Origin of the sequence: Microcoleus sp. Pol7_B2 (assembly GCF_036701035.1) — a bacterium.
Classification (GTDB): domain Bacteria; phylum Cyanobacteriota; class Cyanobacteriia; order Cyanobacteriales; family Microcoleaceae; genus Microcoleus.
Genome location: NZ_JAUBQB010000046.1, coordinates 1 through 21,185 on the forward strand (window position 1 = coordinate 1; position 21,185 = coordinate 21,185).

Sequence of the window (21,185 nt, forward strand, 5' to 3'; positions counted from 1 at the left end):
AATGAATCCCAAACATCTCAAAAACTGGTTTGCTAATTGCTGCTACTGTACCTCATAACATCCGGAAGTGCTGTAATAGTCCTCTTCAGAGGACTTCAGCTTTGAGCCAGGGGTTTAAACCCCTGCAGGACTGCACCGAAAGCGCATATTTGTTGACAGCAATACTCCTGATTTTACCCTACTTTTCAGACTTGATACAACTTCCAACTAGCCATCGCCAACATTCCGTAAATAACAAACTTTAGCGGGCGTTGAGGCATAATTTGGCAGAATTTAGCACCTACCAAAACTCCCGGCACCGAACCCAACCAAATTGGCAATACTAAACTCCAGTCTACTGTTCCGAGGCTGAGGTGTCCCAGAGATGTAAACATCAACAAAATTGCCGCCTGGGAAATATCTGTACCCACCAATTTAGAAGTATCCAGGCGGAAAAAAGCAATCAGCAACAGTGCAAACATCGCACCGGAAGACACGCTAGTGATTCCCACTATGCAGCCTAAAATTGCTGCTGCACCCACAGTACAAAAACGACCATAATTAGTATTTAAGTCCCATTCAGGGGGCGAAGGTAATTTAAAATTAGGGAAAAATGTTTTGACCACTAATTGGGTCAGCGATAAAGCGACAATTAGGGCGATCCCTACTCCAAGAACACGCAGCAATATGCTGTCTAAGTCCTGACTGCCGCTGGATTTGATGCAGTGTAAAATCCACACGCCAGTCAGCGAACCGGGCACGCTACCCAAAGCCAGCCACTTAACTATTTGCAAGTCGAGGGTCCTTTGCTGCCAGTGTTTGAAGCCACCAACAACTTTCATCAGTGTAGCAGCTACGACATCCGAACTAATAGCAATTGATGCTGGAATTTGGAAAACAAAAATTAACATTGGGGTGATGAGCGAGGCTCCGCCAACTCCGGTCAAACCAACGATAATGCCCACAAAAAAGCTGAGAAACGATAGTAATAAGTAGTTCACGGTTATGCCCAAAAACTGTGTATTTAAGCGCTGCCAACCAACAAATAGATAACTTGGGCGGCTACAACAACACAGCTACACAGGCTAAATCTCACTTGCATTTCAATAAGTCTTACCAAAAATTTGTCTTTTCAAGGCTTTTGACTAGCCGCGTTTTCAGGAACAATATTATTGGTAAAAGTAAGTAAATGCAAATAAACAAGACTACAGAAATTGTAGTGTCAAAGCTCCCTGATTTTCTTATATGTACCTGTGTAACTGATGAAAAACCCTGGATTCATTTATGGGGTGTATATTCGGCGTTCTACCTTGAAGTGACGAGCGTCACAGGTAAAGCAGAGCTGAGGTTAACCGACTGCTGGCCGGCAAAGAAATCGGGAGTTTCGAGAACATTAAAATGAATCAATGCCACAATGACAAGAGTGAAGGCGGTTGATGATACTAAACCCGTCAATAACTCTTTTTTGAGGTTTTTGCCCTTGGGTTTGTCTGTAAAAACATCTAAAGTTCCTAGCTGCATCAACAGAATTCCCACAATATTGGAAAGCCAGTAGCCGACAATCGTGCAAGGAAATAGTAAGTCTGGGGAAAGCCAACTACAGATATACCCAAAGGCGTAGGCAATTGGCAGATTGAAAAATATGTCGTTCCACCAACACAGGGGTGATAGCAAATATCCAATTGCCAGAAGCAACCCGCCTCGGATCTTTTTAAACCAGACTTCGTTAAAGCCCTTAGCTTCTGGCAACTGTTGGGTCAGTTGTCCTGCAAGCTGGTACTCTTCAATGACTTTTTTAGCGTTTTCCACGTTAATAGCTCATTACTCGATCGACTTACCGTAGTTTAACAGCCCAAATCAGTTATGTCTAGTAAGTCGATAAAGTTACCGTATTTCCGGGGCGATCGGCTAAATCTAGTTTTTTCCCGGTACAAAAATATCTATCCGGGAGAGGTTGTTGAGAATGCTGGCTGGTGATGATTTAAGCGCCGATCGAGAAATTGAAAGCTTCAGGCAAATGCTTGACAGTTTGCCAAAGATATGCAGTATCGATGCCCCAGTAATATTGCAGGTAAACGAGCAAAAGCCCGATCGCGACTGTCACGCCCAGCAATTTAGGGACTATTTTCGCGACAGTCTCCAGCACTACGAATGCTGCCCAGATAGCAGCACCTAAGATGATAATGGAAGCGATCGTGGCAACTGTATCGCTGTTCATAATTAACTCCTGTTGACAATCAATCGGGTATGACAGAACTACTTGGGCTCAGGGCGATTGCCAAAATCGAATAAATTACTCCAATTCCCAATAAGCCCACAGCGAAACTGAAAAATAAAACCATGGCGTCTGGGGGATTGTAGGTATCGTGGTCAATTTGGTGGCGAACGGTGAAGTAATGCACAGTTGAGATTAAGACTGTCACCCAACCTATTAGAGAGAAGATTAAACCCAACTTCCACCCCATCGCCTGACGGTAATCTACGGGCATTTGCACGACGCGAAGTCGGATGATGACGACGCCAAAAGCCATGAGGGCGATCGCGGCCCGCATCCAGGCTAAGAAGGTGCGCTCATTTGCCGATCGATCGATCGCCCGCGACAGATTTTGCTGCTTTGGTTTCTCATCATCTACTTGCATCGGTTTGAACGATAATTGCACGCGGTCGAACTCTTTAATATTCATATTAAACCGCCACCATTATTCAGGTGCCATCAAACCAAATGAGCTAGAAGGAACGGTGAACATATAATAAATTACCCCAGCCCCTAGGATGGCGATCGCGAGGCTGAAAAGAATTACCCAGCGATCGGTAGGTTCATAAGTATCGTAATCGATATCGTGACGGACGCCAAAGTAGTGCTTAGTTGAGAATAACACCGTCAGCAAACCCACTGCTGAAAAAAGCAAACCCAACTTCCAGCCATTGCCGGGAGTTGGGAGTAGAGGGGGATGAAAGGTGCGAAGGCGCACGATAACTACGCCAAAACCCATCAACGATATTGCTGTCCGCATCCATGCTAAATAAGTGCGCTCGTTTGCCAAGTGATCCCGCACCCGAGACGGATTTGGTCGCCTAGTCTTTTCTGTATTTACTTTTGTGGATTTCCAATTTAATAGCATAGATCAACCTTTTAATTTTAACTCGAAATAAGAAGGTAAACCGATATATTTTCTCTGGGACGATTATCCGCCGGGGAGCGCTCCCCTCCCCGGCGGTTCTTGCGTTGCAACGGGCTTTAAACAGCCGATCACATTACAACTTCACCAAACCTAATCATTTTCCTCAGTAGGTGCGTTGGGAACTTGCGTATCTATGTACGCCTGAGTCACATCAGGAACAAACCAATTCGCATCCCCAGGCTGGAAAACTTTAGCAGTAGGAACGTTGAATTCTACAGCCCCCGTATCGGGATTAGCTCTCGCTACAACTTGAGTTCCGTCAACTATCTTAACAGCTAGACCGCCCGTCAATTCTTCGGAAGGTTGATCGGTCGCCCTTAAATCGGTTGCTTTGATATCGCTGGGTAGATAAATTCCATCGCAATCCCATTTATGTTCAGTTGTTTGGCCGTCAGCTATAAAATAAAGGGCATTCTCGTAAGAAGACTCCGCTGCTTTTTTGCGTTTCGGGCCGTAGACAGCCAGGGTTTTTCCGGTTTCGTTGCGGCACTGACCCCAAGGTTTTCCCGTTTCTAAAGTGTATTTTTGAAACTCCAATTGAGCGATTTTTTTCCGGAGTTCCTCAGGGGTATAATTCTGGGCGGTATCGGGTGCGTCTTTCGCTGCCTTTAGAGTGTTCAGAGCTTCAGTCACCTCTATGTAATCGGGATTGCTCGCATATTTCGGCGTTTTTGGAGCGTCGGCCCAGGAGGGAGGAACGAATACTAAATTGGCGACCATTACCAAGAGCACTAAAACAAATTTGAAGATTTTCACAATTTTTCTCCTTTTCTAGATTGTCAGGTTTTTTCCAACTTTCTGTTTGCTTGCTATTTTAGGACTTAGGCAAAAACGATATCTCTTTAACGGGTTTGCCTGAGAAACCAAATTTTCCAGAAGCAAAAAATCTGTTTTTTTTGCATGATACCTATTGTCAAATTCGCTCTGCGTGGGGTAGTGGCGAAGCGATAGGGCGAGCTTTTAGGGATTCATCGTCAAGTTTTTAGCTCGCTTTGATTCACCACTACAGGATTTCTTGAGACAAGAGGTATATTGTTGCCTAAGTCGGGCAATTGGCTAGCTTAAAAGATGGTTTTAAGTTTCGTGAATACTTGAGGCTAAATTAGTTTGAAGCTGCTTTTAGCTTTGTCACTCACTTCATTATTAACTTAGCATATTTGTTGATTAAAATCAAGCAATTTAGCGCATTTTTTAAGCAAACAATTGTTAAGGAAAAAGTGATGAGTTAGGACTTGTGACTTATGGCAAATTATCTACCTATAGAGGGATGAAAGTAGCAGAACATTGGCTGAGCATTAGTTAGATTGAAATGGCGGAAGCAGCCGATAACTACCACTTTCAATCAGGATGAATATTCCCAAACCAATCAAGACAAAAGGGACAACAGCCTTGGTATAGCGCGTCAAAATAGGGGCGATCGCCCTTTGGCGAGTTAATCGGTACGCGACATAAGACCAAACACCTACCATCACCGAGAAAACCGCCAAAATCACCACCAAGCTCGGCAAATCGCTGCTAGCAAACAGCGGCAAATAAATACCGATGTTGTCACCCCCGTTGGCCACTGTTACCGCAGCCACATTCAAAGTTTGGGGATTGAAAAGATTGGCGAGTTTTGACACAGCAGATGAGTTGGATTGACGGTTAAATTCGCCCGATACTGCTTGTACGTCATTTTCCTCATTTTCTGGCTTGACTAAGTGACTGATGCCGATCGCGATCGGAAGCAAACCCAGCAAGCCAATCCAAGCTTTCGGCACAATTAAACCGCCAAAAAAACCGGGCAAACTAGCAGCGATAAGTGCTGCAAATCCGAGGTACTTACCGACAAAGATATGCCGGGGGCGGAAAGTATCATTTACCTGGGCAAAGAACAGCATCGAAAGCACCATATCGTCTATATTGGTTGCGGCAAAAGATGTAATCCCGGCAATAATCGCTGCTGCAATCCAATTCATGTGCTGTCCCTGCAATCTTTCTAAACTTCCGTTTCGCTGGCGTTACTTCTGCTCATAGTTATCAAACAGAAAGCGCAACCAACTAAAGATATTATACTTAAAGTTGGGCTTGCCAGAGTGCCGCTTTTAACCAGAATCGCCATTCCCAATCCGATTAAAACAAAAGGCACAAGCTGATTGCCGTAGCGAGTCAAAGTATCCGCGATAGCCGGCATCTGAATTAACCGATAAGCAGCGTAGCACCAAACGCCCACCATCGCGAAGAATACGCCGAGAATCACCGCCAAACTTTCTAAAGTATTGCTAGCAAAAAGCGGCACATATATCCCGATATTGTCGCCCCCATTTGCCACCGTCACCGCTGCTACGCTGTAAGTTTGAGGAGACAGAAAACTGCTAAAAAAAGATTTCTCAGATTGCTCTAATTCTGCCTCAGCTTCCGAATCGTGAGTTTCTGGATTCAGCAAGCGGCTAAGCCCGATCGCAATTGGCAGCAAACCCAGCATTCCGATCCAATCTGGGGGAAAGATTAAGCGGCCAAAACACCCCGGAAGGCTAGCAAAAACCAGTGCAGTAAAGCCCAGAAACTGACCAAAGACGATATGCCTGCGCCGAAATACTGCATTCACCTGCGAAAAAAACAGCAGCAGAATCAGAATATCGTCAAGATTCGTAGCCGTAAAAGCTGTCATACCAGTAGAAATTGCTGTTAGTAACTCATTCATTTCCGTGTTTCCTCAGATTTTTTATTTCGTTGTACTCGCTGGGATCGTATCTTAGGAACTGGCTCTTTAGCCCGTTCCACACAAATTCAATTTTATTGTGGCTAGTTGCTCCTAGCCTGCCCTTGAAATGCCGATCGATAATGCTGCAATATCTCAGGAAAAACCCAGTTGCTAAAAACTCTTCGCCCTGACTGCGAACTGCTAACTGCTAATCAAAAACCATCACTGTCAAAGGGGACTGCTTTCAATCGAACACCACCGTAAATTGCATTTTCTTCGTCGAACTTGGCATGAATTGCGTCAATACCCTGCTCCATCGAACCCACAAGTCCAGGATAGCGCCGCCGCTGCAAGACAAACCATCCGCAACTAGCAACCAAATACATCAAGAACAAGTAAGGAAACGCATCGTAAGGAGCTTCGGGAACTGGGAACATAGTGCTGCCTGGAATGCCCACACTACCGGCAATCGGAATCATCATAAATGCGATCGCCACCACCGAGAACACCACATCCTGCAGGCGCAATTTACCAATTTTGTGCAGGTAAACCGGAGCCGCGATCGAAATCAAGATGTATACCGTTAAAAATCCGTAGCTGCAAATTGCCCCCAAATAACCCATACAATCAAACAGTTTGATGTTAAACATAGACATCACAGCCGGCACCAAAAATGTCATAAATGTACACATCGTTACTGCAACGTGGGGAGTTCTATTAGATGAATGCGCTACACCTAATGAAGAGTGAAACAAACCGTGCCGCGCCATCATAAAAAACACTCTCGCCGCTGGATTGATGCTGCCGAGCACGCAAGCAAAAAAGCTAAATAAAGCGCCTAAAGCCACTAACTCTCCCAGCCAGCCCATGCCCACTTGTTGCGATAGAAAAGTCAGAGGTTCTTCACTATCAGTAATAGAAACTCCAGTACCGCTAAAACCCAAAACCTCAATATAGGTCATCAGAATGAAGAATAAGCCTGCCATGACAGCACTGCCCATGACAGCCCTGGGGATATTTTTTAAGGGTTTTTTCGCTTCGTCGCCCAGAGATGTAGCACTTTCAAAACCAGAGAAACCAAACATTACTAAGACAAGTCCCGTCGCTATGTTCCCCGGAGTTACGCCTTCCAAAGTTAATTGGGACATATCCAGGGCAAAACCTTTGTGCGCCCAGATGATCATTCCCAAAATAAAAATCGCTCCCACTGATACCCCCTCCAGCCACAGCATCGCCATAGCTGAAAGCTGGATATCTTTATAACCTGCATACCAAGCAACGCCGGCCCCGATCGCTAACAGCGTAATCGGTGAGGGATGGATGCCTAAATGACCGATGAAAGTACCCGTAAAGTTGGCAAAACCACACAAAACGGACATCGCAGTAAATAGATAAGCCAGTACCAAACTCCAGCCGCAAATTACGCCGGCAGTCGGGCCTAGTCCTTTAACAATATAAGAATAAAGAGAACCTGCAGAAGCCGATCTGCTGGCAAATTGGTTGATATTGATGCTGACAAATACTAGGCCTATCAAGCCGATGAGAAAGCTCAGCCAAGCCCCGTTACCCGAAAGAGCGACAATTAACCCTATATTAGATGCTGGTATCGTTGTAGGTGCAATGACGGCAAAGGATTGAGCTAAAACCTCCCCGAAGGAGAGGCAGTCCGGCTTTAAGCCGTGGGGACTGTGATTTTTTGGCGTTTTCTTGGTCATTTATCTTCTCTCTTTTTGTCGATCAACTTTTGGCGATCGGCTTAAACTTGTCGGTGCTGCTTCAGCATGGGGCCCTGCGTTAGAAGCTTAAGTATCACATTAAGGCTCTTGAGGGGTAGAATCAAATGTTGTTTTTTATCGAATTAATAAATACAAGTGATGCAGTGCCACCCCGATAAGAACTGTTGGAATAGCAGACCTATCTGTCGTCAAAAGCTCAAACCCTTGACCTTAAAAGTAAATTTCAAATACCGGCTGGGAACCGTGCTTTTTGGGGAATTCCAATCTGTACCAGAGACTCGATCGAAAAGTTCAAGTCAAAGTTTAGTCGCCAGAGATTTTAATCTCAAAAAATAACTGTATTTAGTAAAAGGGTACTCAGCATGGCCGGAATGACGCTTGACCAACTGCGAGTTTTTCTAGCTGTCGCGGAACACCTGCACTTCAGCCGCGCAGCCGAGGAACTTTACATCACCCAACCCGCTGTCAGCGCGACAATCCAAAGCTTAGAGGCGCAATACGGAGTAAAACTATTTCACCGCATCGGCCGCCGCATCGAAATCACAGATGCTGGGAAGTTGCTGCAAGTTGAAACTCAGAAAATTCTCGACCAAGTTGCTTTGACTGAGAGAGGTTTGCGGGAGTTGAACGACTTGCAACGAGGCGATTTAAACTTGGGTTGCAGTCTGACCATTGGCAATTATTGGTTGCCTGATAAACTTAGCAAGTTCAAACAAAAATATCCTGGTATTTGCGTGAATTGTACTTTGGCAAATGCCGAAGAAATTTGTGCGGGGACGGCGACGGGAACATTTGATTTGGGTTTAGTGACGGGAGACATCAAAGCTTCGCTTAAGATCACTCTGAAAGAAGAAGTTGTAGGCAGCGAACGCTTGCTGATTGTAGTTGGCAAATCTCACCCTTGGTTTGAACGTGCAGATGTGAGTTTAGCGGAAATTGCGGAAACGGATTGGGTGATGCGAGAAGCTGGTTCTGGAGTTCAGCAAATGTTGGAACAAGCTTTGCAAAGTTGGGGCATTAATCCCAATGAATTGAATGTAACTTTAGTTTTGAATAGCAGTGAAATGGTAAAAGCAGTGGTGGAAAGTGGCACAGGTGCAGCCGCTATTCCTGAATTGATGGTAAAAAAAGAATTGCAGCTATCTACACTACGAGCGATTAAACTTATAGATAGCCAACCAAGTTCTAATGTATGTTTTGAAATAATTAAACCCGTTTTAAAACTGAAGCACCGACAGCGTTTTCAAACTGCAATTACTAAAGCTTTTGAACAGATATTAACTTAAGGTGCTGGTAATTGCTAATTGATCACTTACGCACCAATACTCAAGAAACCAGTTTTTTTACCAACATAAAAAGCTAAACGCCGTGTATTTTCGTAAAAAACCCGGTTTCTCCCCACTCGTGCGTCCAGGAGTATAATTATCTCTCAACCAATTTCCTCAAATCCAATAAATTTTTACCCCCATCACCAACAATCACCGGCAATTTCCCATCCCATTTTTTTATAGCCTGCCTTTCCAAAAGTTCCGGAGTCAAATTGTCCCGCAGCAACCTTTGCACTTCGGCTTCTCCCTTGGCTAAATTCACCTTAGCCTCTGCCTGTTTTACGGCCTTCAGCGCTAAAAACTCCCCTGTTTTTGCCTCCTGTTCGGCAATTTGTTTCGCCTCCACCGCCTCGCTAAACCGCTCAGAAAAGTGAACGTGTACTAAAGAAATATCGTCAACTGCAATGTGATATGTCACCAGCCTCAAGGTCAAAGAATCATCGACGGCGGCTTTAACTTCTCCCCGTTTAGTAATAATTTCTTCAGCCGTGTATTTTGCCATCACTGCTTTTAATACTTCTTCAACCGCCGGCTCTATAATGCGAGCCACGACTTCTTTTTCGTCACCTATTTGTTGAAAAATAGCATTTGCTTCTTCTGGGATAATATGCCAATTTAGCGCTACATCCGTGAAAACATCTTGCAAATCTTTTGAGGAGGCTTCAGCGGAACTTTCCTGTTTTTGCACCCTGACGCTCAACTTTTTTACACTATAAACTGTGGGGACTATTACGTGAATTCCTTCTCCGAGTACCTGTTCTTGCACTTTACCAAACTGCATCACCACGCCCCTTTCTCCAGCGTTGACAATGACAAAAAATTTGGACAAAATAGCTAAAAACACTATCAATAGAGCTAGTTTAACAGCTATGTAAACATCATTATTTTTTTTATTGCTTGGTTTGAGTGTGTCAACGTTACTGCTGGATTCTAAAACCATGTTTCACCCCGATCGCACTTAATTGTCTGCTCAATATTGACTTAATAGGTATTCTATTTTCCTGCCCTCAACAACTGTTCAAAATCCGCTGCTGCCAAAGGAGGACTAAACAAATATCCTTGCATTATATCGCACTTATAGCGCCAGAGAAAATCTTTTTCGGTTTCTGTTTCAACTCCTTCGGCAATAACCTCAAGACAGAGACTGTGCGCCATTTCAATAATAGCTTTCACAATCGCTGCATTTGTGCAGCCATCGGTGATATTGCTGATAAAACAGCGGTCTATTTTTAAAGTATCGAAAGGGTATTGCGTCAGATAGCTTAAAGAAGAATACCCAGTTCCGAAATCGTCAAGAGATATACAAACTCCCAAATTTTTCAAGTGTTGCAAAGTCGCGATCGCACTTTCGGCATCTTCTACCATCAAACTTTCTGTCAGCTCTAATTCCAAACTGCTCGCTTCCAAACCAGTTTCTGCTAAAATTTGGGCAACTCTGCTGCTGAGATCCGGTTGGTGAAATTGGCGCGGCGACAGATTCACAGCTATTCGGAGCGGAAAACCAGCATTTTGCCAAACTTGCATTTGCTGGCAGGCTGTCTGCAAAACCCACTCGCCTAACTCTACAATGAAGCCAGTTTCTTCGGCATGGGGAATAAATTCTGCAGGCGAAATTAGCCCTTTTTCTGGATGTACCCAGCGCACTAAAGCTTCTGCGCTCATAATCTTACCTGTCTGGACATTGACTTGCGGCTGATAGTAAACTTGGAATTCTTCTCGTTCCAGTGCGTTGCACAAACGGGTTCTTATCTGCTCTAATTTGTCGGCAGTATTTTGGATAAATTCGCTGCTTTGCGATCGCAAAGTATTGTACTGTTCTGCGACAGCTTCTTGTTTTTTCAAACGGCTCGATACCGCGCCCACCAGTTCAGCTTTACTAAAAGGTTTAGTCAGGTAATCATCTGCTCCCAATTCCATACCTTGTCGCATTTCAGAGCGATCGGCTCTACCGGTGAGAAAAACAAAAGGTACTGTAGCAGTAACAGGATTAGATCGCAAGGCCATCAGCACCCCATACCCGTCAAGTTCTGGCATCATCACGTCGCAAATAATCACGTCGGGAACATTTGACACTGCCGCATATAAACCTTGTGCTCCATTTTCTGCACCCCTCACGTCGAAACCTTCAGCTTTGAGGAGTTTGAGAATATTCTCGCGAATTACTTGCTCGTCCTCAATCACTAGAATCTTTTTCATACGTCATTCCCTGAAAGCGATATAATTGATAGGCGTTACTGAACGCGATAAGCGTCCCAATAACTGAGAACGCACAGCTCGATGGGCCCAACAGCGGAATATTTTCCGACACAAATAGCAAACACCGGAAAAACGCTAATTTTTCAAGCACAACTAGATTAATGTTTCTCTGGTTACTCAGTGCCGTCCGTATTATTACGAGGTTAATTAATAATCTCTCAACTAATTCTAGGCGATCGATAGTTAGCAGCGCCTTAAATAACTGCTAAACTAATTGTGCCACCTGAACGATTGTCTGCAAACAATCTCAGCCTATTTATACCAGTTGCCAAAAATAATGCAACTGCAAGCAAGTTCCAAACCCTTGTGGAGTCAGTCTTCCCCATTCTTCAATGTAAAATCTAAACTTTTAAATCTTAAATGGTATTACCTACTGGATTCCCTGAACCCGCACAGATTGGGGTCATAGAAGTTAAGCAATATCCTCACTACCGCGCTGTCACCTACACCCACGCGGGCGATTTGCGACGAGCAACTGGCATCGCCTTCAATCCCTTATTTCAACACATCAGCAACAACCAAATAGCGATGACAACGCCAGTAGAAGCGCGCTACACGGAAACTTCCGGGCAAATCGATGCAGTTCCCCAAGCAGAAGTTTCGTTCCTCTATCCCGCACCAAATATCGCCCCCAGCAGCGTTAACTCCGCTGTAGAAGTCACAGATACTTCTGCGATGACAGTTGTCAGCATCGGCGTGCGCGGGGCCTACACTTGGGAAAGCTACGAAAATAACCTCCAGAAACTCAAAGATTGGCTTCAAGAACATCCCGAATACGAAATAGTCGGGCCGCCGCGCCGCTTTTTTTACAATTCCCCGATGACGCCGGAAGCAACTAAAATCAGCGAGGTACAAATTCCGATCAAGTGCCGCTGACGTGAACAACTAATTCGCGAATGTGACCCCGCTGGCGGTGTTCCCACAGGTAAATTCCCTGCCAAGTTCCTAACAGCAACCTGCCGCGATCGATCGGGATTTGTTCAGAAGTATGAGTCAGCGCAGTGCGAATGTGCGCCGGCATATCGTCTGGGCCTTCCGCATCGTGAATGTAGCGATCGCCCTCCGGTACCAGTTTAGCCAAAAAGTTAGCCAAATCCTTAAGTACATCCGGGTCAGCATTTTCTTGAATCACCAAACTAGCAGAAGTATGGCGCAAAAATAAACTACAAAGTCCCGTTTTAATACCTGAATTCGCCACCACATCTTCTATCTTAGGAGTGATTTTGCACAGAGATTTCCCTGTAGTTTGAATCTTGAGTATCTGTTGATAGTGATTCATTCGATTTTAGATTTGAGATTTTGGATGAGACTGATGCAAAAGTCTTCTGTCGGCGGAGGTAGACTTTGTTTGTGTAAGATCGATTTCTAATCGCACTTATGCAAAATAGTCTACAACAGCTTGGGCGATCGCCTCCGTACCATTTTTATCCAATTTATCCGACAAACAGGGCGGATGCAGCGGTTGTCGCAAAAACTCCCACTCCCCCTCAAAAAATTCCGTCTCCGTCAAGATTTGATGTTCCGCATAATTTTGAATCCCTTCCAGCAACACCGCAGCTTCCGCAAAACCTTCTCTCATTATAGAAACAACAGGTATTTCCAAGCGCAAAGCTTCCGCAAAAGTGCTGTATCCCGGTTTAGAAACTAAGCGCCCGCAAACAGGCATAATATCAACCGGACGAGGTAAAATCGGGAAAGATTGTGCAAACTCCTGATTTTTGACATAAATCAAATTCGGCAAATCGGGAGATCCCGCATCAAAAGTAATAAATTGCCAGTCGCTAAATTGCTGTAAATTTTGATAAGGAATTTCTTCTAAACCCAATCCGCCGAAAGTCAGCAATACAGTTTTTTCCAGCGGTGTTTCGATGCCGAATACTTCCCGAATTTTTTCATTACTGTAGCGAGGATTGCCGCCAGTCAAGCCCACATCTTGAATATTTGGGAAAGCTGCCATCGGTTCGTGTAATGGAAGACGAAAAAGCCGATCGCACATTCCGAAACATTCACCAATCCAATCTGCCATTTCTACAAATTCCCCGCCCCACTCGCGATAGATAAAATCCCACCCGAAATTGCTCATCATCCAGCAAGGAACCCCAGCCGCTGCCGCCATTCGCGTTGCCAAAGGAGGAATGTCTGCCAGCACCAAACCCACCCGATTTTGCTTGATAAAATTAACTTCACCCGCAATTAGGGAATTTTGCTTTTTCCTAATTTCCCGCAATTTTTCCAGCGTCGCGTCTTTATCCATATTCAAACTGTCAGCTTGCACGACACCCACATCAAAAGCGCGGGGACGGTGGATAAAGTCGCCACCAATATAACATTCTAGCAGCCAGCGAGGTGCTGTTGTTGTGATAATTAGTAAGATATCTGGATTTAATTCTTGAATTTTTGCAGCTACGGAAGCAACTCGGACAGCGTGGCCGAATCCGTGATTGGTGATGGCAATATATAATGTTGGTCGAGACATTGATAATTAGGAATTGGGAATTAGGAATTGGGAATTGGGAATTGGGCATCGGGGATCGGGAATTGCGATAGAGACTGGAAGGCAACAATGCCAAGCTTCAAGCGACGCACCACCAACAATGACACAATTAATAACGAATGACTAATGACTAAGCGGTTGTGTATTTAACTTGTAGATTCCTGGCGTTCCTCTGAGCAACTGCCCAGAAGAGTTTTATTATTATTGACTATACTAAAATTAGTTTTTAATGATGAACGGCACTCTTCTATTTATGAATAAATTAAAACTCAAATTTTTCTTCCTAACTTAATTATAATTTTACAGGGATCCAATATGCAAGAACTGATCAATCGGACGCACCCTTAGACCAAACAGGCAATTGATTAATCTTGTCCAGCGTTATATCTACATACTTTTTACCGTCCGCCGCCAGATTTTCCCCAAAATATCCCTCATCGCCGTCGTGCTTGTGAGGGCCACTCAAAGCTTCTGCATAGCGGCCTTGCAAACGAGCTTGGTTGAAGGGAGAAGTCGCGTACCAGTACCAGCGACTCGGAAAAACTATGCCACCGATATCCTCAATTGAATCGCGAGTGCCGCGAAAGTGGAAAATGCGATCGGCCTCTGCAAAACCATTTTCTCCTGAAAAGACGCCTCCAACCGAAACAACGGTAATTTCGGCCTTCAGCCATTCTTTAAGATAGCGAGTAGCACCCAAAGCAACTTGTGCGCCGCCGCTAGTGCCAATTAAAATAACTTTCAAAGGTTGTTTAGAATTAACTGAAATGGGAGATTGAGCATTCATGCGATCGATAATTGCATTAGCCATTCCCTGATTGTATGCAAAGCCGTAGCGATAATCTAGAGAAATTGCAAACCTCCAGAGATTGCGAATTTTAATGAATATATTCCCCGCAATCGGCCCTTTTTTTGCCTGTTCTGCAAACCGCCAAAAAGGAGCTAGCCATCGCTCTCCTCCTAAACTTTTGTTAGACGCTGAATAAGGAAAAACATCGCCCACTGCTACGCACTGCGGGTGAGTTTTAACTAAACGCTTGAGAAAGAACTCTTCGCCAGGGGTTAATTCGTCCCCCGAAAAATCCCCAACTCCCGGTAAAAAGATGATATAACAATTGAGTTGCGAAGACTTGCGGGCTTCTAAATTGCCCTTGTTTGAGGGTAATATCTCCGGCGGGTTTTTCTTGAGACCCAAAGTTTCGGCACTTTGATTCAGCCACCATATAACAGTCCCCACCGGCGAAAGAATGCCCCAAATTATCAGGATTACACCTGCGATGAGCAACAAATTTAAACTTCCCCCGCGCAGCCATGCAAGTATCCGTAAAATCAATCTTAGCATTTAATAAAATCTGGTAGAATGCCAATTAATTACTTAATTACCTAGAAATAGGTCGGTGATTCTGCTGTATTAGACCTTATTTTGTAAAAATTGTCAACTATCTTGAGGATCAGGAGTTCCACGTGAAGGGAGAAGATTCAATTGCAGGTTTGGGGGCAACGCTTTGGAACGCACTTTCTTTGAACGGCAATTTTTACGAAAAAACTCCCTACACTCGCAGAACTAAGCGAATAGCTTTAACAATTGTAATTTTAGCTGCGCTGTCCCGCGTTTTGGGCAGCGCCGTCATCTTGTTAATCAATCGAACTGAGCTATCAGTGTTATTTTTAGCACTTTGGATAGATGGTTTGGCAGTTGCGGGGGGTTATTATTTTTGGACTTTCACTATCTTTAAAATCGGAGAGTGGCTGAAGCAGGGGCACGTAACTTATGGGGAGTTGTTGGTGCCGATCGGCTTTGCTTACGCGCCCCAAGTGCTGAATTTTTTAACCTTAATTCCCTTGCTGGGAGAAGGAATAGAGCGGATATTAGCTGTGTGGAGTTTGCTAGCTGTAATTGTGGCGGTTCGCCAAGGTTTGGATATTCAAACTCGCTGGGCGGTGTTAATTTGTTTTGTGGGTTGGCCGTTGATTCAAATTGCGATCGGCTTTGTGAAAGTAATTGAACAGTTGCTTTCACGATGGCTTTAATTCATCAATACGGCAGCAGTATAGTAAACTCGCTGCCCTCTCCAGGTTCCGACTTGCAAATTAACTTTCCTCCATGTTGTTCTACCACAATTTGATAACTGATAGACAATCCCAAACCAGTCCCCTTACCTACCGGTTTAGTAGTAAAAAACGGATCGAATAATTTACCCAGCACCTCCGAATTCATCCCCACACCATTATCAACAATGCGAATCGCTACTTGATTTCCTTCCGCGACTTCAGTGCAAATCTGAATTGTCGGAGTCTGTTTCGAGTCAACTTCACTCCCTCTTTCGCGAGAAAAAGCATCAATCGCATTGGTCAGGACATTCATAAATACCTGATTAATTTCTCCAGGATAGCAGTTCACTAAAGGCAAATTGTCGTACTCCTTGAGCACTTGAATATCAATTAATTTGTGTTCCAAAATCATCAACGTGCTGTCGATACCTTCGTGAATATTAACCCATTTTCTATCAGATTCATCTAACCGAGAAAAGTTTCGCAGCGACAGCACAATATCGCGAACCCTCGCAGCGCCCACTCTCATTGAATCTATCATTTTAGTGAAATCATTCATTAAAAAATCTAAATCTATTAGCTCTATTTCATTTACTATTTGTGGTACGGGATTTGGGTAATTATTTTGGTATAAACGTAGTAGATTTAGTAAGTTCTCAGCGTATTCATTGGTGTAATATAAATTTCCATAAATAAAGTTAATCGGGTTATTAATTTCGTGAGCAATTCCCCCGACCACTTGACCTAAACTGGACATTTTTTCACTTTGAATTAGCTGCACTTGAGTGTGGCGAAGTTCTTCCAGTGCAGTATGCAAATTCTCAGTTCTTTGGGCTACTCGCGTTTCCAGAATATTATAAAAACGAGCATTTTCTAGAGAAATAGCTGCTTGTGCAGAGAGGATTCCCAAAATTTCTAACCTGTCGCTAGTAAAAGCACCTTTTGTTAAATTGTTTTCTAAATAAAAAATTCCCGTAAGGTTGCCTTGATGGATAATTGGCAATACCAGGATAGATAGGGGTTGATTTGCCACAATATAAGGGTCAAATTGGAATTGATCGGATCGGGTAGCATCATCTAAAACCAAGTATTTTTTGGTTCTTTCTACATAGTTAATCAATGAAATGGGGAGCATCTCGGATTCGGCAATCGGGAGAGACTGTAACAGGGTTACATCATTAAACTGACCTGTAAGTCCAGCTTCTATGAATAATTGATTACCTGTCCTGGCAAGAAATAATACTTTTTGAGCGCCTGCGTTTTCTTTTACAAGCTGTACGAGTTTCTCTAGCAAACGGCTGAGGATAATTTCGCTCGAAACAGCTTGAGATGCTTTGACAACAGTTGGTAAATCCAGCATCAAGCTATTGTCAACAGTAGTGGTAGCAGTCATGAGATCAACATTCTTAGATATTGCTCCTTGATTGCGATCGACTAAATAAGGATAACGGGATTCTAAGTATTTAACTTTTGCTATAGCTCCCCAGCGGATGTAGGCATAATAAGCTTTTGTCAGATAAGATGGAGCAATTATCTCTTTATCCAAAGATTGATAAAACTCTCCAGCTAATTCATAAGCTAATGCTTCTTCTTGGATGTAACCGTTAGCAGCCGCTCCTTTAATAGCTAAGTCATAATAATCCATGGCTGCAAGTTTATCGCTGAAAAGTCGAGCTTTCTCAGCTTCAACTAACTCGTACTTGTGCTGATAATTCATGGGTGCATGGTAGGCCCACTTTTTCATAATTTGCTGATTAGAGTTAACAATAGCTAGGTATGCTTCTTGATTGTCACTGTCAGGATAGTGAGCGAGGAGGGCCAGCGAATAGTAGAAATTGTGTACCCCAACAGTGATTAAGCCGATCGCCCCATCTGCATATTCTGCCGCTAATTTACCGCGAGCAACAGCCGCAGCATAATCTTTCAATAAATAAAGCACGATCAATTTAGCAACATAAGCTGCAAACAGCGACATTCGATTATTTTCTTTCTGCCAACGGGACATCACAGCAGGTTCATCCAACCTGCCGCTAACTAACCGTACTTGCTGTGCTGTTTTGCTTCTTAAGCTTGAAGCCATTACTTGCCAAATTTGAGCATAACCCATGGCAAATTCGTGTTTATTTTTTTGCAAAAACTCCATACAAACGCTTTGTTTTTCTTCAACATATTCTAACTGTTCTCCCACTAACACTAAATTAGTAATATAGTGCATAAAATTATAAACTGCCCATTCTAAATCACCATTTTCTACACCAAATTTCATCCCTTCTAGAAATGAATTAAGTGTGTTTTTAGTAGACTCTTTCCAGATTCTTATATGAGCATTAAACATTACATAAACCTTAGCTTTCTGTTGGCTAGCATTAAATTGTTCTAGCAGCTTTAAAGCGATTAATCCAGCGTAGTAGCCAGCTTCGATGTCGCCTTCGATGCCGCACAGAATCATTCCATAAAGAGTATAGGGAAAAGTAGCTAATGCTGAATGACCGCGATCGATACAAAGATTGACCATAGTCAAGACGAGGGAGGACACAATTTCAGGTTTGGCAATATAAGCAGGAGGATAGAGGGCGGTCAGGATTTCCATAGCTGCCAGTTGATAAGGATCTGTCATAACTGGCAGGTTTTCTAATTCCTCAATTCGCGGCAATTTTGGCACTGCAATGGTTTCGTTGTCTAATAGGTTTACTCCTAGCATTTCCAGCACTTCTAGACCTGTTTCAACCGCTTTTAGCATCTGGCTTTGAGCCTGATAAAATAGGATCTTGAGCTGATACACTTTCACGATATCAAGCTGGTTTTTAGCCGATCGCAAAACCACTTCTGCCAAAACTTCTGCTTGCTCAAAGTTGGTGTTTAAATATTCCGCTTCCAGCGTCTCTACATACAACCGCAGCGTCAGGCTATAGTTGCGATCCCAACTATCAGGTGCTAATAACGACATTCCCGCATTCAAATACTTAACAGCGGGTTCGTAAGCATTAGCTACTTTTGCCTTATGTCCAGCAATTAAATTTAATCCTGCTAATTCATCTTTTTCTGATTGCAGGACCAGACAATCAATTCCTACATTCAACTGGTTGATAATATCAAAAATTTTCTCTTCTACTTTATCGGCGGGCGTATTTTCAAACAGCAATTTACCGATGCTAAGATGAGTGGCTTTCTTTTCATCATCAGGAATCAGCGAATATGCAGCTTGCTGGACGCGATCGTGCAAAAATTTATAGCTGATTCGCGAAGAATCGAAAGTTAAATTAGCTCCTGCTTCTCCATCTAAAAATAAAGGAATGAGGTAACTATCATTCAAAGGAAGTATTAACCCTGCTTGCAAAGCATCCCAGAGTTCAGTTGCCGTGACTGATGGAGATTTTGCGTTGACAGTAGAGAGAACATCTAAAGTGAATTTGTCCCCAACACAAGCAGCCAATTTCAAAACTTGTTGTGTAGTCTCTGGCAATTGTTGAATCCGACTGGCTACCAGTTCAACTACACTCTTATCTGTGATGCCAATAGCGTGAATCTCCTCAATGTTCCACTGCCACTCCCCTCTGCTTCCGGGAGACAGGAGGCGGGAAAAGTCAAATCTCAAAAGTTTTTCTTGATAAAGAGTGTTGAGCAATTGCGTCAAGAAAAAAGGATTCCCACCAGTCTTATTCCAAATTAACTCCGCTAAAGGTTGAAGTCTGTCGGAGTCATTCAATGTCTCAGAAATTAACTCAGTAACCTGGGCTAAAGAAAGAGGTTCCAGCACTAAATGGTTTATAATAATACCCGTTTTTTGAAGGTACTCTACTGTTTGCATTAAAGGATGTGTAGAGCTAACTTCATGGTCTCGATAGGCTCCAATAAATAGTAAATATTTGCTATCTGGGTCAGTCGCTAGCAATTCCATTAATTTCAAGGTTGCTGAATCTGACCACTGCAAGTCATCGATAAATATAACTAATGGATGCTCTTTTTGCGCGAATACATGGATAAATTCTTTGAATAGCCTGTTAAAGCGGTTTTGTGCTTCTGTGGGGGCAAGTTCTGCAACGGCAGGCTGTTTACCAATTACCAATTCTAGTTCGGGAATCACGTCAATAATTACTTGGCCGGCATCGCCTAGTGCGGCTAAAAGTTTATGTTGCCAATCTTGTAATTTTTTGCTATTTTCGGCAAGTAACTGCTGGATCAAAGATTGAAAAGCTTGAATTAAAGATGCGTAAGGTATATTGCGTTTGAATTGGTCAAATTTACCTGAAATAAAATAACCCTGCTGTCTGGTGATGGGTTTTTGAATTTCGCTAACTACGGCAGATTTGCCTATACCTGCATAACCCGACACTAGGATCAGTTCAATTTGGGAAGGGGAAGAATTTTCCTCGCAAGGATTAGCGACACGTTCAAATGCTGCCAATAGTTCGCTGACTTGTGTTTCCCGACCGTACAATTTTTGAGGAATCAACAACTGACTCAATATATCTAAGTTTCCCGGCGTAAAATCGACTATCTTGCCTGTAGTTTCTAACTGATTTAAACAAATTTCTAAATCTGCCAACAATCCGCCTGCGCTTTGATATCTCTGTTCGGCATTTTTGGCAATCAATTTCATCACAATTTGTGAGATGGCTGGTGGAATGTCTGAATTAATGTGATGGGGAAAATTTGCTTGACAAGCTATGTGACTGTAAACAATTTCTAACGGATCGTTGCTCATAAATGGCAATTGACCTGTCAGCATTTCATATAAAGTGATTCCGAGAGAATAAAAGTCGGTGCGGTAGTCTAGGGTGCGGTTCATTCTCCCCGTTTGTTCGGGAGACATATAAGCAAAAGTACCGACTATCGAGTTAAGATTATTAATTTGGGGAGTTTCTTTGGACAATCGTGAAGCAATCCCGAAATCAGTCAGTTTAATAATTCCTGTTTGGCTGTTGATGATGATATTGCTCGGCTTAATATCTTTGTGAATAATTTTTTGAAGGTGTAGATATTCTAAGGTTTTAATGAGTTGGATGCCAAACCTCAAACAGGTGATGACTTCGAGCTTTTGTCTGGACATGAGGCGATCGATAGATTCACCATTAAAGTCTTCTAAAAGCAAGCCGAGACGGTTATCAAAGGTTTCTAAGCTAAGGACTTTAACTAGGCCTGGATGGTCTAAATGTTGGCGAATGCGATACTCGTGCTTGATCCGGGTAATTGCATCGAGGGTGGGATATTCAGCTTTCAGGATTTTGAGTACGGTTGTATCCTGGTGGGTGGGGATTTTTCCTCGATAAATAATCGTTTCGATACCTTCGTGGAGAGTGGAGTGGATTTGGTATTGCGAGAGAAATTGCATGGAGTTCTCCTCAGAGTTGAAAATATATCTGATTCTACTCGCTGTTCGCTGTTGACTGTTGGCTGTTGGGTGACGGCACGACCACTCTCAACCTTCAAAAGTCTTGACAGGGCAACTGTTATATGCTTAATTCAACTATGTAC

Annotated in this window: 18 protein-coding genes; 3 read left to right on the forward strand and 15 right to left on the reverse strand. The window is 43.4% G+C overall.

Going from position 1 to position 21,185, the window contains the following annotated elements; all coding sequences use genetic code 11:
• Positions 1–185 precede the first annotated feature (185 nt).
• The 9 genes from QUA57_RS17570 to QUA57_RS17610 all read right to left on the reverse strand — a co-directional run bounded on the left by QUA57_RS17570 (position 186) and on the right by QUA57_RS17610 (position 7,559).
• Positions 186–980 carry a sulfite exporter TauE/SafE family protein gene (locus tag QUA57_RS17570; RefSeq protein WP_333062652.1) on the reverse strand — a complete coding sequence of 265 codons (795 nt, stop codon included), beginning with the start codon at positions 978–980 and terminating at the stop codon, positions 186–188.
• Between the two features lie 304 nt (positions 981–1,284).
• Positions 1,285–1,788, reverse strand: coding sequence for a hypothetical protein (locus QUA57_RS17575; RefSeq protein ID WP_333062651.1), 504 nt, complete (start codon positions 1,786–1,788; stop codon positions 1,285–1,287).
• Positions 1,789–1,960: 172 nt separating this feature from the next.
• Entirely contained in the window at positions 1,961–2,197 is a 237-nt protein-coding gene (locus QUA57_RS17580) for a hypothetical protein (protein ID WP_333062649.1), read from the reverse strand.
• A 19-nt stretch (positions 2,198–2,216) separates the two neighbouring features.
• Complete coding sequence (locus QUA57_RS17585) at positions 2,217–2,663, reverse strand: DUF202 domain-containing protein (RefSeq protein WP_333062648.1); 447 nt, start codon at positions 2,661–2,663, stop codon at positions 2,217–2,219.
• 15 nt (positions 2,664–2,678) lie between these two features.
• Complete coding sequence (locus QUA57_RS17590) at positions 2,679–3,101, reverse strand: DUF202 domain-containing protein (protein WP_333037782.1); 423 nt, start codon at positions 3,099–3,101, stop codon at positions 2,679–2,681.
• A 150-nt stretch (positions 3,102–3,251) separates the two neighbouring features.
• Entirely contained in the window at positions 3,252–3,917 is a 666-nt protein-coding gene (locus tag QUA57_RS17595) for a hypothetical protein (RefSeq protein WP_333062646.1), read from the reverse strand.
• Positions 3,918–4,456: 539 nt separating this feature from the next.
• Positions 4,457–5,119, reverse strand: a complete 663-nt coding sequence (locus QUA57_RS17600) for a cadmium resistance transporter (RefSeq protein WP_333062645.1) — start codon at positions 5,117–5,119, stop codon at positions 4,457–4,459.
• Positions 5,120–5,139: 20 nt separating this feature from the next.
• Positions 5,140–5,844 carry a cadmium resistance transporter gene (locus QUA57_RS17605; protein ID WP_333062644.1) on the reverse strand — a complete coding sequence of 235 codons (705 nt, stop codon included), beginning with the start codon at positions 5,842–5,844 and terminating at the stop codon, positions 5,140–5,142.
• Between the two features lie 212 nt (positions 5,845–6,056).
• Positions 6,057–7,559 (reverse strand): APC family permease, encoded by a 1,503-nt coding sequence (locus tag QUA57_RS17610; protein WP_333062641.1) that lies wholly within the window; start codon positions 7,557–7,559, stop codon positions 6,057–6,059.
• 383 nt (positions 7,560–7,942) lie between these two features.
• On the opposite strand from QUA57_RS17610, the gene QUA57_RS17615 reads away from it, so the two are divergent.
• The gene (locus QUA57_RS17615; RefSeq protein ID WP_333062640.1) at positions 7,943–8,866 is read left to right on the forward strand and encodes a LysR substrate-binding domain-containing protein; all 924 of its coding nucleotides are present in this window, start codon (positions 7,943–7,945) and stop codon (positions 8,864–8,866) included.
• A gap of 136 nt (positions 8,867–9,002) precedes the next feature.
• Here QUA57_RS17615 and QUA57_RS17620 read toward each other — a convergent pair whose 3' ends face one another.
• Positions 9,003–9,848: a prohibitin family protein gene (locus tag QUA57_RS17620; protein WP_333062638.1), complete on the reverse strand. Its 846-nt coding sequence runs from the start codon at positions 9,846–9,848 to the stop codon at positions 9,003–9,005.
• Positions 9,849–9,901: 53 nt separating this feature from the next.
• Positions 9,902–11,104 (reverse strand): EAL domain-containing response regulator, encoded by a 1,203-nt coding sequence (locus QUA57_RS17625; RefSeq protein WP_333062636.1) that lies wholly within the window; start codon positions 11,102–11,104, stop codon positions 9,902–9,904.
• A gap of 420 nt (positions 11,105–11,524) precedes the next feature.
• Between QUA57_RS17625 and QUA57_RS17630 the strand changes: the two genes are divergently transcribed.
• Positions 11,525–12,040, forward strand: coding sequence for a heme-binding protein (locus tag QUA57_RS17630; protein ID WP_333062635.1), 516 nt, complete (start codon positions 11,525–11,527; stop codon positions 12,038–12,040).
• Here QUA57_RS17630 and QUA57_RS17635 read toward each other — a convergent pair.
• From QUA57_RS17635 to QUA57_RS17645, 3 genes are all read right to left on the reverse strand, one after another.
• Entirely contained in the window at positions 12,027–12,443 is a 417-nt protein-coding gene (locus tag QUA57_RS17635) for a secondary thiamine-phosphate synthase enzyme YjbQ (RefSeq protein ID WP_333062634.1), read from the reverse strand. The two genes, QUA57_RS17630 and QUA57_RS17635, sit on opposite strands and share 14 nt — an antisense overlap.
• Before the next feature lie 96 nt (positions 12,444–12,539).
• On the reverse strand, positions 12,540–13,640 hold the full coding sequence (locus tag QUA57_RS17640) for a glycosyl transferase (protein WP_333062633.1): 1,101 nt from the start codon (positions 13,638–13,640) through the stop codon (positions 12,540–12,542).
• 346 nt (positions 13,641–13,986) lie between these two features.
• Positions 13,987–15,000 (reverse strand): hypothetical protein, encoded by a 1,014-nt coding sequence (locus QUA57_RS17645; RefSeq protein WP_333062631.1) that lies wholly within the window; start codon positions 14,998–15,000, stop codon positions 13,987–13,989.
• Between the two features lie 122 nt (positions 15,001–15,122).
• On the opposite strand from QUA57_RS17645, the gene QUA57_RS17650 reads away from it, so the two are divergent.
• Positions 15,123–15,689: a hypothetical protein gene (locus QUA57_RS17650; RefSeq protein ID WP_333037764.1), complete on the forward strand. Its 567-nt coding sequence runs from the start codon at positions 15,123–15,125 to the stop codon at positions 15,687–15,689.
• 4 nt (positions 15,690–15,693) lie between these two features.
• Here the strand turns inward: QUA57_RS17650 and QUA57_RS17655 are convergent, their stop codons facing one another.
• Entirely contained in the window at positions 15,694–21,042 is a 5,349-nt protein-coding gene (locus QUA57_RS17655) for an AAA family ATPase (protein WP_333062629.1), read from the reverse strand.
• Between the last annotated feature and the right edge of the window lie 143 nt (positions 21,043–21,185).